Source organism: Bacillus cereus group sp. Bc061 (genome assembly GCF_027715825.1).
In the GTDB taxonomy this organism is placed as follows: Bacteria; Bacillota; Bacilli; order Bacillales; family Bacillaceae_G; genus Bacillus_A; species Bacillus_A paranthracis.
On sequence record NZ_JAQFTZ010000003.1, the window covers coordinates 57,364 to 72,696 of the forward strand.

Here is a 15,333-nt window from a genome sequence, read left to right on the forward strand (position 1 = left end):
TTTTCATGAAAGTCAATAGTAATCTCTTAATTTTCTGAAAGATAGTACAATAAAAGTAACACTTCGACTTTCGTTTGTGACTCTTATTCTTTTTGCTTATACTGTAAAGTAATAACGTTTTGTTGAAATAGAAGGAGATCGCTTATGAGTAAAACGAAGCAATTAATAGAGGAAGCGAGTCATTTTATTACGATTTGCTATAAAGAGCTTAATAAAGAACAATTCATAGAAGAACGCATGAAAGAAATTCGAGTTGAAATAGAGAAGACGGGGACGTATGAACATACATTTGAAGAACTTGTTCACGGATCGCGAATGGCATGGCGCAATAGTAATCGATGTATCGGAAGACTATTTTGGAGTAAGATGCACATATTAGATGCACGTGAAGTAAATGATGAGGAAGGTGTATATAATGCATTAATTCATCATATTCAATATGCAACGAACGACGGAAAAGTGAAACCGACCATTACAATTTTTAAGCAATATCAAGGTGAAGAAAATAATATACGAATTTATAATCACCAATTGATTCGGTATGCAGGATATAAAACAGAAATGGGAGTGATTGGTGACTCTCATTCCGCTGTGTTTACAGATTTTTGTCAAGAACTTGGCTGGCAAGGAGAAGGTACGAATTTCGATGTATTGCCACTTGTGTTTTCTATAGATGGAAAAGCGCCGATATATAAAGAAATTCCGAAAGAAGAAGTAAAAGAGGTGCCAATTGAACACCCAGAATACCCAATTTCGTCACTTGGAGTAAAATGGTACGGGGTTCCAATGATTTCAGATATGCGCTTAGAAATTGGCGGTATTTCCTATACAGCAGCTCCGTTTAATGGATGGTATATGGGAACAGAGATTGGGGCACGTAACTTAGCGGATCATGATCGCTATAATTTACTTCCAGCAGTTGCGGAAATGATGGATTTGGATACATCAAGAAACGGTACGTTATGGAAAGATAAGGCATTAGTTGAATTAAACGTGGCTGTTTTACATTCCTTTAAAAAACAAGGAGTCAGTATTGTTGACCATCATACTGCGGCGCAACAATTTCAGCAATTTGAGAAGCAAGAAGCTGCTTCCGGTCGTGTTGTAACGGGCAATTGGGTGTGGCTCATTCCGCCATTATCTCCAGCTACCACTCATATTTATCATAAACCGTATCCGAATGAAATTTTGAAGCCGAATTTTTTTCATAAATAGTTTGTAGTATAGGGCATTTTCTGTAAAAATATAATTTTTTTTAACTACTGTTACGTAGCAAATGGAAGCCTTTACCCTCGGTTATTTTTGGAAGGAGCTTTTTGAACCAAGGAGTTCCTTATGTTATAATCAAATTTCTGTTTCGAAGACCTTATAGAAATATAAGGTCTTTTATTTTGCTTTTTTATGTAAGAGGAATAGAAATTTTCTTTTAAATAAGGGATTTAGCATATTTTTAGGGACAACATAAGTGTGTAGTAAATAGATAAATTATTATGCTTATATAATCATTGTGTTTTGGGTGTAAACAATAAAACATAATAAAGTTGTTTTTTTAGATTGCTGAGGAAGGAGGAAGTGTAAATGAGGATGAAGAGTCGAAAAACGGATTGGCCTGTATTTCTTATTAGTGGTGGTTCGCTTTTATTATTTGTAATTGCGGTTTTCTTAAATAAAAATTATGTAGAGGGAGTCATTAATAGCAGTTTTGCAGCTTCAATTAAATATTTTGGTGCCTTCTGGCAAGTTTTATTAATTGGTACATTTATTGTTGCAATGTGTATGGCGTTCTCGAAATATGGAAGAGTTAAACTTGGGGGATTAGAAAAACCTGAGATTAGTACGGCAAAGTGGCTTGCTATTATTATGTCGACATTACTTGCCGGAGGTGGCGTTTTTTGGGCAGCTGCAGAGCCAATGTACCACTTGATGACGGTGCCGCCGATACATGAAGGTATATCTGCTGGAACGAAAGAAGCAGTAATGCCTGCTTTAGCACAAAGTTATATGCACTGGGGTTTCCTGGCGTGGACGATTTTAGGTACAATCAGTGCGGTAGTTATGATGTATGGGCATTATCATAAAGGTATGCCGTTAAAACCTCGAACGCTTTTATATCCTATTTTTGGTGAGAAATTGCGAAAGAGTTTGCTTGGAACAATGATTGATGCATTTGCCATTATTGCGGTAGCTGCAGGGACGATTGGACCAATCGGATTTTTAGGCTTACAAGCAAGTTATGGCCTACAAGCATTGTTTAATATTCCTGATGTTTTTACTACTCAATTAGCAATTATTATTTGTGTAGTTGCGGTTTCTACTATATCTGCAGTAACAGGAATTAATAAAGGGATTCAAATTATAAGCGATTTAAATGTTAAATTAGCGATTTTATTAATGGTATTTGTATTATTATGTGGACCAGGTGGATTTATTATTGATTCGTTTGTATCTTCGTTTGGATTTTATATAAATGAATTTATTCCAATGAGCACATACCGCGGTGATACAGGTTGGTTAGGATCGTGGACAATCTTTTTCTGGGGATGGTTTATTGGATATGGACCGATGATGGCAATTTTAGTGAGCCGCATTTCAAGAGGAAGAACAATTCGAGAAATCATCGTTGCAATTGGAATTATTGCACCTATTATTACAACGTTTTGGTTTACTATACTAGGGGGATCAGGTGTGTTTTATGAGTTAATGAATCCTGGTTCTATATCGACCGCATTAAGTGCATCTGGTATGCCAGCTGCTATGATTGCAATTACAGAGCAACTGCCGCTCTCTCATATTATTGGACCGGCATTTCTTTTATTAACAATTTTATTTGTAGTGACAACAGGAGATTCAATGGCTTATTCGATTTCGATGGCAGTGACTGGAGACGGGGATCCTAGAATTAGCTTACGAATTTTTTGGTCGCTTATTATGGGAGCAGTTGCGGCAATTCTTTTATACATGGGTGAGGGAAGTATTAATGCATTGCAATCATTCATCGTAGTAACAGCTGTCCCAGTATCTGTTCTGTTGTTCCCAATGCTATGGCTAGCCCCTAAAGTGGCAGGGGAACTAGCATTAAAACAAGGTATTGTAAAAGAAGAAGAGCAAACTTCTTTCTTGTTCCAAAAAGCTAGTAGATCAAAATAAATAATTGTATATTTTATATCAAAAGAGGAAGCATTTCATTAGAGATGCTTCCTCTTTGCTATTTATATAACTATCTTTCTTGAAGGAAGATCGTACACTGTGTAGTTTCAATCTATTCTAATACTTTATCCTTCGTCTCTGGGACAAATAATAGCATTGTAACTAAACCGATTGGATAGATAATGAAGATAAGAGATAATGCTCCCATTACATTACCACCTGCAGCAAGTAATCCGATAATAACAGGTCCAAAGCCAGCTAAACCACGTCCAGTACCGAAAATAAAGTTTTCTGCTGTAGAACGAGCTTCAGCGGGATAGTTTTCAGCTAAAATTGCTCCGAATCCTCCCATCATGCCATTTGCAAAGAACCCAAGCAATGCACTTCCCCATAGCAATAATGTTGAATCTGTGAATAAGAAGAAGTAAATGAGACAGTATATAGTACCACCAACATAATAGATTGTAAAAGTTTTACGGCGACCAATTTTATCGGCTAGAATACCAAAAGTTGCAATTCCAATGAGCATGCCAATCGTAGAGATGAACATCCAACCGCTCGCTTTTGCTAATGTGTAGTTATATTTATTCGCCAAAATAGTTGGCATCCATGTAAAGATTCCATAGTATCCGAAGTTCTGGATGAATGACATAATAATAAGACCAATTGTTGTTAGCGTTACTTTTTTATTTGCAAATAGCTTTCGAAGTGGGAACTTTTTCATTTGTTTTAATTGCTCTGCCTCAGTAGTTGTTAAATTACCTTCCGCTTCTTTTTGTAACAATTCTTTTTTGTATCGTTGTTTTTGTTCCCATATTTTCGGTTCACTTAAACTTTTTCGGACATAGACAGCTAGTAGTGCGGGAATGAGTCCAAATAAGAAAACGGCTCTCCATCCAAAGTGTGGAACGATAAATGCTGGTAGGAGTGAAGCGACTAGTACGCCGAATTGCCATCCAAGTGCCACAACGGATGTTGCCTTTGCGCGCATTTCTTTCGACCATGTTTCAGTTACGATGGCCATCCCAATTCCGAATTCACCACCAACTCCCATTCCTACTAAAAAGCGAAGAATTAATAATTGCCAATAATCTGTTGCGAAATAAATAAGTGCTGTCGCGAGTGAAAATAGTAAGATTGTGAAGGCCATCGTACGGATACGCCCAAATAAATCAGCAATAAATCCAAATAAATAAGACCCAATTAGCATTCCTATTGTAGTAGCTAAAGTTAAGTTCCCACCTTCAACAGGGCTTAAATGAAATTCTTTTAAAATGTAGACGAGTACGAAAGATAAGAGCAACATATCTAAGCCTTCTGCTGCATATCCTAGCGCAGATCCAAATAGTGTTTTATATCTTTTCTCTTTCGTCTCCTCTGTTGTTGATTGTACATCAGTAGTGACGTTCATCATTATTCCTCCTTATTTTCTTCTACAGTCGCTATGGAAGAATAACAAAAGGCCTTCTCACCTGATATGATGAGAAGGCCAAAAAAGCATACGTATTCCTAGAAAAGAACATACGTATATTGTATTCCGACTTCCTTCTCAACCTCACGGGGTTGGGTTAAAGGACTGTATTATATTACTTTATTTTTAGCACTCTTCTATTAGATTGTCAAATAAAGAGGGAATTGTTATGTGTAAAATATTGCAAAAGGTATTTCATTCTTCTTGACGCCCACTTCACTATTTTCCGATAATAAAACTAACTACTATAAAAAGGAATGAATCACAGATGCTAAATTTAGTACTTATGATGATTGAACGCGTCGGACTTATTGTTATTTTAGGATTTTTACTTTCGCATATTAAAACATTCAGGCGCCTTCTTCATAAGCAAGATGGTTATGTAGATAAGCTTAAGCTTATTTGTATTTTTTCGGTGTTTACAATTGTAAGCAATTACACTGGGATTGAAATAGCGGGTAATACGATTATGAATGAAAATTGGCTACAGGGTGTTTCTTCATCGAGCACAATCGCGAATACACGTATTATGGGTGTTGGAATTAGTGGATTGCTTGGCGGACCTATCGTTGGAATTGGAGTAGGATCAATTGCTGGTATTCACCGTTATATGCTTGGCGGGACGACTGCACTAAGTTGTGCAATCTCTTCAATTTTAGCGGGGGTTATAACAGGTTATATTGGATACATTTTCAAAAAGTATAATCGTACAATTACGCCTAAATTTTCAGCAGTTTTAAGTGTGTTTATCGTTTCTTTAGAAATGATTATGATCTTATTAATTGTAGAGGATGGAATGAGTATTGTGAAAACAATTGCGATACCAATGATCCTTGTAAATAGCTTTGGAAGTTTTATTTTACTTTCTATGATACAAGCTATTTTGCGCCAGGAAGAGAATGCAAAGGCACTTCAGACTCATAAGGTATTACGTATTGCAGATAAAACGTTACCGTATTTTCGCCAAGGCTTAACAGAAGAATCGTGTAAGCATGTGGCACAAATTATTCACCGCTTTACAGGAACTGATGCGGTATCCTTAACAGATACAGAGAAAATATTAGCTCATGTTGGATTAGCATCAGATCACCATATTCCTTCACATAGTTTAATAACTGGTTTGTCGAAAGAAGTGTTACACACAGGAAAAATAATGAAAGCAAAATCACGTGAGGTCATTAATTGTCAACATGAAGGATGCCCTTTGCAAGCGGCGATTGTTATTCCACTAACTTCACATGGAAATACGATAGGGACATTAAAACTGTATTTCAAAAACCCTAACCAGTTAAGTCGTGTGGAAGAGGAATTAGCAGAAGGGTTAGCAAAAATATTCTCTACACAACTTGAATTAGGGGAAGCTGAGTTGCAAAGTAAATTATTGCAAGATGCGGAAATAAAGGCATTACAAGCACAAATTAACCCACACTTTTTATTTAATGCGATTAATACAGTATCAGCTTTATGCCGAACAGATGTAGAAAAAGCAAGGAAGTTATTATTACAGCTTAGTGTGTATTTCCGTTGTAATTTACAAGGGGCACGTCAGTTATTGATTCCACTAGAACAAGAATTAAACCATGTACAAGCATACTTATCGCTAGAACAAGCAAGGTTTCCAAATAAGTATGAAGTAAAGGTGTATATTGAGGAAGAGCTAAAGACAACTTTAGTACCACCATTTGTTCTTCAACTATTGGTTGAAAATGCATTGCGACACGCTTTCCCGAAGAAGCAACCAGTATGCGAAGTGGAAGTGCATGTTTTTGAAAAAGAGGGTATGGTTCATTTTGAAGTAAAAGATAATGGGCAAGGAATTGAGGAAGAACGTTTAGAACAATTAGGAAAGATGGTAGTTTCGTCCAAGAAAGGGACTGGAACAGCTTTATATAATATTAATGAACGTCTTATTGGGCTATTTGGAAAAGAAACGATGCTTCATATCGAAAGTAAATTAAACGAGGGGACAGAGATTACTTTTGTTATTCCAAAAAAAGTAGGGGAGGAAGAGAAGATTGTTAAAAGTACTAGTAGTTGATGATGAAATGTTAGCACGCGATGAACTAAAGTATTTATTAGAAAGAACGAAGGAAGTTGAGATAATTGGTGAGGCTGATTGTGTAGAGGACGCATTAGAAGAGCTAATGAAAAACAAACCAGATATTGTTTTCCTAGATATTCAGTTATCTGATGATAACGGATTTGAAATCGCGAATATATTAAAGAAGATGAAAAATCCACCTGCCATTGTATTTGCGACTGCCTATGATCAATACGCGTTGCAAGCATTTGAAGTAGATGCGTTAGACTATATTTTAAAGCCATTTGATGAAGAACGTATTGTACAAACATTAAAGAAGTATAAAAAACAAAAGCAGTCGCAAATAGAAACGAAGCAAGAAATAAAAGGGGCAGATGTAACGGCAGATATGCATAAATTAGCATTACCAATTGAAGAATCAATCGTACTTGTGAATATTGAAGATATTATATATGTAGGACTTGTGGATGGAAAAGTAACAGTAAAAACAATGAGGGACACATATATAACACACGATACACTTGTGATTTTGGAAAAGAAGTTGCCGCAAGCAAGTTTTATGCGTGTACATCGTAGCTTCATTGCAAATATTAATCATATTACTGAAATCCAGCCGTGGTTCAATTCTACTTATAATTTAATTATGAAAGAAGGATCAAAAGTACCTGTTAGTCGTACATATGCAAAAGAACTCAAGAAGCTGCTTCGTATTTAAGAAGCAGCTTTTGTATTTCATCCTTTTATATTTGTAACTGATTCTGTATATTTGACGTTCTGTTATGTAAACGCTTACTGAGGCGATTATATCCTATACAATAAAGGTACCAAATCGAAAGAGGTGGCCAAAATGAGTACGAAAAAAGTATATAGTTTCTTATCACAAGCATTCATATTCTCAGCTATTATGTTAATTTCTAATATTATTGCAACACATTTACCAATTCCGATGCCTTCATCGGTAATCGGGTTAGTCATTTTATTTAGTCTATTATGTTTAAAGGTTATTAAATTGGAACAAGTTGAATCACTTGGAACAGCTTTAACAGGTATTATCGGATTCCTTTTCGTCCCATCAGGTATTTCGGTTATTAATTCTCTTGGTGTAATGGGACAATATTTTGTACAAATTTTAACTGTAATTGTTGTTGCAACAGTTATTTTACTCGCTGTAACAGGATTATTTGCACAATTAATTTTAGGAAAAGATAAAAAAGAAACAGAAGATACAAAAGAATTGAAAGTAGTAAATAAAGGACGCAAACACGGAAAAGTTGCGTAACCATTTTAGTATATATTGTTAGGAGGGAATGAACATGGCAAGTACAATGACTCCATATTTCGGAATCGTCGTTTCATTAATCGCATACGGAATCGGAACATTATTATTCAAGCATTCAAAAGGGTTCTTCTTATTCACACCATTATTCGTAGCGATGGTATTAGGGATTGTCTTTTTAAAAGTAGGTAACTTTACTTTCGAAGAATATAATACTGGTGGAAAAATGATTAGCTTTTTCTTAGAGCCAGCAACAATCGCGTTTGCAATTCCATTATATAAACAAGTGGATAAGTTGAAAAAATATTGGTGGCAAATTTTATCAGCTATCGTGGTTGGATCTATTTGTTCAGTAATTGTCGTGTTCATTGTTGCAAAAGCAATTGGCCTAGATACAGCAGTAATGAATTCAATGTTACCACAAGCGGCAACAACAGCAATTGCATTACCAATCTCTGAAAGTATTGGTGGTATACCAGCAATTACATCATTTGCAGTAATCTTTAACGCAGTCATCGTATACGCATTAGGAGCGTTATTCTTAAAAACATTTAGAGTGAAACATCCAATTGCAAAAGGTTTAGCACTTGGAACAGCAGGTCATGCATTAGGAGTGGCAGTAGGAATTGAAATGGGTGAAGTAGAGGCAGCTATGGCAAGTATTGCTGTAACAGTAGTTGGAGTTGTAACGGTAGTTGTCATACCGATGTTCATGCCATTCATTGGATAGTAAAACTTACTTAAAAAATGAGAAAAGCAAGCTATTTGTAGGACAGATTTCTACTGATAGCTTGCTTTTTATGTTACAGTAGTGGTAAGACCTATTGTGACAAAATGTAAGTTTCCTTAAATCTTCATTAATACTGTGTAGAATACGTTTTGAATTAGGTCATTGTATTGTAAAATAAGAAGTAAGCTACTATAGATCTGCTAAGGTAGGCGTATAATGAGCTTATAAAAATCTTAATATGAATGAATAATTAAAAGTAGAAAAGAGAGAAAAATCTACTTATTAACGTTTTACTTTATAGGACAGGAGAGAGTACTCGTCGATTATGCAAATAAAAAACCTGTTTCAAAGCAAAGGATTTCAGAGGTTACTCGTATTAGTAATACTTGCCCTCGTGTTATACGGGCTGCAAAGTATGTTGAATTTAATTTTAATTACGTTTATTCTTACGTATTTAATGGATCGATTCCAAAAGTTTATTTCCCGCAAATTAGATCATTTCATGCCCATTAATCGAAAACTCATTATAGCATTTCTATATGTCATGTTAATTGGTGGAATTGCTATTACGCTATTTAAATATTTACCAGTATTAACGATACAAATTTCACAATTGATTTATCAATTTAACGTATTTTTAAGAAACCCACCGGACAGTGAATTAATTAAGTATGCAGTTAATGCTGTTAATCATATGGAACTTTCGAAGTATGTAGGACAAGGCGTTGACATTTTGTATAAATCGATTACGAATGTTGGGAAATTTGGCCTTCAAGTGTTACTTTCTTTAATTTTAAGTTTATTTTTCTTATTGGAGAAAGCTCGTATCGTTGCTTTTACTGCAAAATTTAAAGAGAGCAGACTTGCAATTTTCTATACTGAAATCGAGTACTTCGGTAAGAAATTTGCACGTTCATTCGGAAAAGTAATTGAGGCACAATTTTTAATTGCAGTTGTTAACTGCGTTTTATCCGTTATTGCATTATGGATATTAGGATTCCCACAATTATTAGGTTTAGCGTTAATGATCTTCTTACTTGGTTTAATTCCAGTAGCTGGGGTTATCATTTCGTTATTCCCGCTTTGTATGATTGCTTACAATATCGGCGGTATTATGTACGTTGTTTATATTTTAGTTATCGTAACAGTCATTCATGCGCTTGAAAGTTACGTGTTAAATCCGAAGTTTATGTCACAAAAAACAAACTTACCAATTTTCTATACGTTTATGGTATTAATCTTCTCGGAACACTTCTTAGGTGTATGGGGATTAATTATCGGTATTCCAATCTTCATTTTCTTATTAGATGTCTTAGATGTGACAAGTGATGAAATGGAGAAGGACGCTGGGAAAAAATAAAGTGAAGTAAGAAATGAACTGTACCCTATAAAGTGGATAATTTAACAAAAGAATTCTCCTTTGTATTTCATTAAAAATAATTTTGCTCATTTCCTGTATCTCACTTTTATCATCGTTTCCATTATTAATGAGGAATGAGCGTGAAAATGCACCAAACCCCCAAATCATAGACTTTTTTAGTGTCCATGATTTGGGGGTTTATTTATTATTAACGTAAAGACAATTTAATTAATAATTATATATATTTATATATAATTAAATAAATATATCTTGTAATCTTAAAACCCTTCTGGAAATGCCCTTGCCGCAAATTTAAATGAATCAACACCGCCATGATCAGTATATGCAGAGATGGTATATTTTCCACTTGATACCCAATCTGACCAACTAGTACTAAAGTAAAGAGTTTTTTGCGCCCCTGGACTTATACTTTCTTGATAAAGCGTATGGCCTGCTGAATTTATAAGTTTATAGCGTAAAGTACTTGGCCCTGTGTTTTGAATCCAAAATGTAAGGTCATCGTCAGATTTATTCCAAAAATAACCGGACCCAGAGCCATGATCAAAGGAGACTGTTTGACTCCCTAGTAATATTGATGATGAATACATGATGATTGAATCATCGCCATTTCCTAGCTGAATTTCTGTTACTTCAGGAGTTTTATTCATGTGCGTTTCTGGTACTGATGCTGCAGCTGTCCCTGTTCCAATTAAAGATAAAGCGATTGCTGGTAATACTAGTAACTTTTTCATTTCACAAATTCTCCTTTTAAAGTAAATTAATACACTTTATGATTTTATTTTCAACAAATGTATTTGCAATTCCATATTATTAGAATTAGATTTTAAGGCAAATATATAAATATTTATTTTGCTACTAATAAATAATACTTTTCATTTTCAAGATTCCTTAAAACCTCGTAAATAAAGTCAAACTTTAATCATTGGAGGTTTTACTGTCCGTTACAAAGGAGACAGATTAAAAAAGCATCGATGTTCGATGCTTTTTCTTTTATAACATGATGTTTCTTATGCCATACTGTAAGGAGAAGATAGAATAGGGGTGAAAGAATGGTTGTAAATGAAAAGGTAGAATTAGCTACATTTGCTGGAGGGTGCTTCTGGTGTATGGTTTCGCCATTTGAAGAGGTGGAAGGAATTATAAAGGTTGTTTCTGGCTATACAGGTGGTCATAAAGAGAATCCAACATATAAAGAAGTATGTTCAGAAACGACGGGACATTATGAGGCAGTACAAATTACATTTGATGCAAATAAAATGCCGTATGAGGAGTTATTAAATATATATTGGAGACAAATTGATCCGACTGATGTAGGCGGGCAATTCCACGATCGCGGACAGTCTTACGAAACAGTGATTTTTTATCATAATGAAGAACAACATAAAAAAGCAGAGGCTTCAAAAGAAGAGCTTGCAAGGAGTGGGCGCTTTTCAAAGCCGATTGCGACAAAAATATTGCCAGCTGCTACGTTTTATCCCGCAGAGGAATATCACCAAGGATATCATAAGAAAAATGAATTCCGCTACGAGTTATACCGTAAGGGCTCAGGGCGAGATGCGTTTATTAAGCAACATTGGCCAAAGGATAATGCTCATTTAAAGGAAAAACTCAGTGAGATGCAATTTTATGTAACACAGGAAAATGGTACAGAACCACCATTTCGAAATGAGTATTGGAATCATAAAGAAGAAGGTCTTTATGTAGATATCGTTTCAGGTGAACCTTTGTTTACTTCTCTAGATAAATTTGATAGTGGATGTGGATGGCCTAGTTTTACGAAGCCAGTTATGTCAGCTAGTGTGAAGGAAAAAATGGATGTGAGTCATAATATGACGCGTACAGAAGTGAGAAGTAAGGAAGGAGATTCACATCTCGGCCACGTATTTCCAGATGGTCCAGGGCCAAATGGACTTCGCTATTGTATAAATTCAGCAGCTCTTCGATTTATTCCAACAGAGGAATTAGAAAAGGAAGGCTATGGTGATTTCCTAATCTTGTTTGGAAATAAAAAATAACCTCGCAGTTAGCGAGGTTATTTTTTTGTTACTTTACTTTTTTCTTTTTAAACTTGCTTAATACTTCATAAACGATTGGAACAATAAGAAGTGTTAATAATGTTGAACTTGTTAATCCACCAATTACTGTTACACCAAGTCCTTTAGAAATTAAGCCGCTACCTTCAAATCCTAATGCGAGCGGGATAAGAGCACCGATTGTTGCAATTGCAGTCATTAAAATCGGGCGAAGGCGTGTTGCACCAGCTTCTAATAAAGCTTCACGTGTTGATAGACCTTCATTTTCTTTATGAATAACGCGGTCGATAAGCACGATTGCGTTTGTTACAACGATACCGATTAACATAAGGGCACCGATCATTGCAGAGACACTTAACGTTTCACCAGAGATTAATAAGGCAACAAGGGCTCCAATGATTGTAAATGGTAGCGAGAATAAAATTGCGAATGGTGCAAGAGCACCGCCAAATGTCACGACAAGAACGAAGTATACAATAGCAATCGCAGCTAACATCGCTAAGCCAAGTTGCTTGAATGATTCTTCAATATCTTTTGTAACGCCTCCCATAGAAACATCTACGCCAGAAGGAAGATCCATTTTATCTACTTCTTTTTGAACCGCGGCGGATGCTTTTGAAACGTCATCAGATGTTAGTTTTGCACTTACTTCCGCATAAACACGGCCATCGCGGTGTTTCACTGTATTCGAAGTTTCTCCTTCTTTTACAGTCATCACATCTTTTACAGCCACTTCACTACCAAGCGGCGTTGTAATTTTACGATTTGTTAAGTCATCGATTGTTTCATAATTTTGTTTTTCAGCTTCTACATATACATTGATATCTTTACCGTCTTTTTTAATTGTTGTCAGAACAGGGCGATCATGTTGATTAGAAAGTCCCATTCCAATTTGTGCAGCCGTTAGACCCATTTTACTTAGCTTTTCTTGATCTGCGACTAAAGTGTATTCTGCGTATGTTTTTGCAATACTAGAGTCTATATCTTTTAAGTCTTTGTTTTTCTTCATTATGTTTTGAATATCTTTTACGACAGGCTTAATGTCTTCTGAGCTATCTCCGTAAACGTATAACTTGATTTCGTTACTACCGCCACTTGCTCCGAAGTCTTGGTTTTTCCATTCGCCTTTTCCAGACATTTTCTGTAAATCTTTAACGACTTGTTCTTTCTCTTTTTCGAAGTTTTTCGTGTCGTTATCATATTGTACGAAGAACATTGCCTGATTTGATTGACCAGGACTCATTGGGTTTTCGCCACCTAATGAGAATTGAATTGTTTTGACGTCTTTATTATCTTGGAAGTGCTTCTCAGCTTTCGTTGCAATTTTTTCAACGTCTTCTAACGTTTGACCTGGTTCAGGGTTGTACGTTGCAATAATCATTTTTTCTTCTTCAGATGGTAAGAAACTTACACCGATAATTGGAACAAGTGCAAGACTACCAACTAATAGAAGGACAGCAATACTTGATGTGATGATTTTATGATTTAAAGCCCATGCAAGTATACGTTTATAACCGTTTGCTAATTTACTTGGTTTTTCTTCATGATGTACTTCTTTTTCTCTCATGCTCTCTTTTTTAAATAAAGAATGAGCTAGCATCGGTACGATTGTAACTGCTACTAGTAACGATGCTAATAAAGCGAAGACGATAGTTAAGGCGAATGGTAAGAACATTTCACCAATCATACCTTTTACTAGTCCAAGCGGTAAAAATACAGCAATTGTTACAATGGTAGAAGACATAATCGGAATAAACATTTCTTTCGTAGCTTCACGAATTAAATCTTTCCCGCGTAGTTTCTCTCCTGATAACGACATACGTCGGTAAATATTTTCGATAACAACAATGGAGTCATCCACAACGCGCCCGATAGCGACTGTCATTGCTCCAAGCGTCATAATGTTAAGTGTAATATCCATTTGCTTTATGACTAATACAGCAATTAATAAAGAAAGTGGTATGGAAACGACAGAGATTAATGTTGTTCGGATATTTCGTAGGAACAGCATAATAATAACAATCGCAAAAATAGCACCAAAAATGGCTTTGCTCAGCATTGTTTCTACTGATTTCTCAATAGGTGCACCTTGGTCGAATGTTGAAATAATCTCTAAGTCTTTATATTTTTTCTCAAGTTCTTTTACTTTATCTTTAACAGCATTTACAACATCAACTGTGTTCGCGTCAGCCGCTTTTACAATTTGAATTCCAATTGCTTCTTTTCCATTTGTTCGAGAAATAGATTCCGCTTTTCCGACTTCTTTAATATCAGCAATTTCGTCTAATGTAACTGTCGGAATCCCGTTGTTCATAGCGGCTGGATTCATTTGCGGCACTTGTGTACCAGCTCCGGCATTTTGACTACCTTGACCGCTTGCTGATGAAGGAACAGCAGGGATTTTTAATTCTTTTAATGCTTTCATTGTTGTAATATTTCCATCTACAACAACTGACTTTTCTGTGTCTTTAAATGTATATAAACCAAGTGGTAAAGATACGTCCGATCCTTTAATTACATTTTTTACAGTATCTTCACTTAAACCTAATTCTTTCATCTTATCTTTTTTGAAGACAAGTTGTACTTCATCTACTTGTTGACCTGAAATTTGAACAGATGCGACCCCATCAAGTCCTTTTAATCCTGGAACAACATTTTTTTCTACATTTTCAGTTAAGGTAGCTAAAGATTCATTTTTACTTGCTACGCTTAATGAAATTACAGGAAAGGCATTGAAGTTCACACGTGAAACTTTCGGGTCCTTTACGCCTTCTGGCAGTTTCACATTTGCGAGAGCTTCTTTTATTTCTGTTTCAGCCTTTTCCATATTTTTATCAAAATCATATTCTACCTGAATGGAAGATGCATTTTGAAAAGATGATGAACTAACAACGTTTACACCACTTAAATTTTGCAGTTGCTCTTCCATCGGTTTTGAAACTTTATCAGCTACTTCTTCTGGTGTAGCACCAGGATAAACCGTGGTTACTGTTACAACAGGTGTTGTAATATCAGGAATTGTTTCCAGCTTCATATTCAGCCCAGAATAAATACCTGCAATGGTAACGATAATGGTTAGTAGCCAAACTGCGAACTTATTTTTTAACGAAAAATTAATAATTTTGTTCATGTTTGCGCTCCCTTTGTATTATATTGACCAACTGGTCAGTCTAATACATAATATAACTGACTGATTGGTCAGCCGTCAATGAAAAGGGATGGTATAATACATTCATAATAAGATGCGAGATTAA

At 35.5% G+C, this 15,333-nt stretch carries 11 protein-coding genes; 8 read left to right on the forward strand and 3 right to left on the reverse strand.

What is annotated here, in order from left to right; genetic code table 11:
- Positions 1-144 precede the first annotated feature (144 nt).
- Both PDQ40_RS14620 and PDQ40_RS14625 read left to right on the forward strand, forming a co-directional pair.
- On the forward strand, positions 145-1,215 hold the full coding sequence (locus tag PDQ40_RS14620) for a nitric oxide synthase oxygenase (protein WP_000047608.1): 1,071 nt from the start codon (positions 145-147) through the stop codon (positions 1,213-1,215).
- A 363-nt stretch (positions 1,216-1,578) separates the two neighbouring features.
- On the forward strand, positions 1,579-3,147 hold the full coding sequence (locus PDQ40_RS14625) for a BCCT family transporter (RefSeq protein WP_001242460.1): 1,569 nt from the start codon (positions 1,579-1,581) through the stop codon (positions 3,145-3,147).
- A gap of 112 nt (positions 3,148-3,259) precedes the next feature.
- Here the strand turns inward: PDQ40_RS14625 and PDQ40_RS14630 are convergent, their stop codons facing one another.
- Positions 3,260-4,558: an MFS transporter gene (locus PDQ40_RS14630; protein WP_001103431.1), complete on the reverse strand. Its 1,299-nt coding sequence runs from the start codon at positions 4,556-4,558 to the stop codon at positions 3,260-3,262.
- A 328-nt stretch (positions 4,559-4,886) separates the two neighbouring features.
- Between PDQ40_RS14630 and lytS the strand changes: the two genes are divergently transcribed.
- The 5 genes from lytS to PDQ40_RS14655 all read left to right on the forward strand — a co-directional run bounded on the left by lytS (position 4,887) and on the right by PDQ40_RS14655 (position 10,025).
- Positions 4,887-6,656 (forward strand): two-component system sensor histidine kinase LytS, encoded by a 1,770-nt coding sequence (lytS, locus tag PDQ40_RS14635; protein WP_270691469.1) that lies wholly within the window; start codon positions 4,887-4,889, stop codon positions 6,654-6,656.
- A complete protein-coding gene (locus PDQ40_RS14640) occupies positions 6,634-7,374 on the forward strand; it encodes a LytR/AlgR family response regulator transcription factor (protein WP_000921833.1) in 741 nt (246 codons plus the stop codon). Before lytS ends, PDQ40_RS14640 begins: the two co-directional genes overlap by 23 nt.
- Before the next feature lie 132 nt (positions 7,375-7,506).
- A complete protein-coding gene (gene lrgA / locus PDQ40_RS14645) occupies positions 7,507-7,938 on the forward strand; it encodes an antiholin-like murein hydrolase modulator LrgA (RefSeq protein WP_061185287.1) in 432 nt (143 codons plus the stop codon).
- Positions 7,939-7,972: 34 nt separating this feature from the next.
- Positions 7,973-8,665 carry an antiholin-like protein LrgB gene (lrgB, locus tag PDQ40_RS14650; RefSeq protein WP_000168869.1) on the forward strand — a complete coding sequence of 231 codons (693 nt, stop codon included), beginning with the start codon at positions 7,973-7,975 and terminating at the stop codon, positions 8,663-8,665.
- Between the two features lie 325 nt (positions 8,666-8,990).
- Positions 8,991-10,025 (forward strand): AI-2E family transporter, encoded by a 1,035-nt coding sequence (locus PDQ40_RS14655; RefSeq protein WP_001166015.1) that lies wholly within the window; start codon positions 8,991-8,993, stop codon positions 10,023-10,025.
- Positions 10,026-10,303: 278 nt separating this feature from the next.
- Here the strand turns inward: PDQ40_RS14655 and PDQ40_RS14660 are convergent, their stop codons facing one another.
- Positions 10,304-10,777, reverse strand: coding sequence for a hypothetical protein (locus tag PDQ40_RS14660; RefSeq protein ID WP_000735636.1), 474 nt, complete (start codon positions 10,775-10,777; stop codon positions 10,304-10,306).
- Between the two features lie 318 nt (positions 10,778-11,095).
- Here PDQ40_RS14660 and msrB point away from each other — a divergent pair, with 318 nt between their 5' ends.
- Positions 11,096-12,061, forward strand: coding sequence for a peptide-methionine (R)-S-oxide reductase MsrB (gene msrB, locus PDQ40_RS14665; RefSeq protein ID WP_000261265.1), 966 nt, complete (start codon positions 11,096-11,098; stop codon positions 12,059-12,061).
- A gap of 28 nt (positions 12,062-12,089) precedes the next feature.
- Here the strand turns inward: msrB and PDQ40_RS14670 are convergent, their stop codons facing one another.
- Complete coding sequence (locus PDQ40_RS14670; RefSeq protein WP_270691470.1) at positions 12,090-15,209, reverse strand: efflux RND transporter permease subunit; 3,120 nt, start codon at positions 15,207-15,209, stop codon at positions 12,090-12,092.
- Positions 15,210-15,333 lie beyond the last annotated feature (124 nt).

Excerpts from the sequence above, each read along its gene's own strand:
- PDQ40_RS14625 (WP_001242460.1), top strand. The coding sequence starts at position 1,579 with ATGAGGATGAAGAGTCGAAAAACGGATTGGCCTGTATTTCTTATTAGT.
- PDQ40_RS14670 (WP_270691470.1), bottom strand. The coding sequence starts at position 15,209 with ATGAACAAAATTATTAATTTTTCGTTAAAAAATAAGTTCGCAGTTTGG.
- PDQ40_RS14660 (WP_000735636.1), bottom strand. The coding sequence starts at position 10,777 with ATGAAAAAGTTACTAGTATTACCAGCAATCGCTTTATCTTTAATTGGA.
- lrgB (WP_000168869.1), top strand. The coding sequence starts at position 7,973 with ATGGCAAGTACAATGACTCCATATTTCGGAATCGTCGTTTCATTAATC.
- msrB (WP_000261265.1), top strand. The coding sequence starts at position 11,096 with ATGGTTGTAAATGAAAAGGTAGAATTAGCTACATTTGCTGGAGGGTGC.
- PDQ40_RS14655 (WP_001166015.1), top strand. The coding sequence starts at position 8,991 with ATGCAAATAAAAAACCTGTTTCAAAGCAAAGGATTTCAGAGGTTACTC.
- lrgA (WP_061185287.1), top strand. The coding sequence starts at position 7,507 with ATGAGTACGAAAAAAGTATATAGTTTCTTATCACAAGCATTCATATTC.
- PDQ40_RS14620 (WP_000047608.1), top strand. The coding sequence starts at position 145 with ATGAGTAAAACGAAGCAATTAATAGAGGAAGCGAGTCATTTTATTACG.
- PDQ40_RS14630 (WP_001103431.1), bottom strand. The coding sequence starts at position 4,558 with ATGAACGTCACTACTGATGTACAATCAACAACAGAGGAGACGAAAGAG.
- lytS (WP_270691469.1), top strand. The coding sequence starts at position 4,887 with ATGCTAAATTTAGTACTTATGATGATTGAACGCGTCGGACTTATTGTT.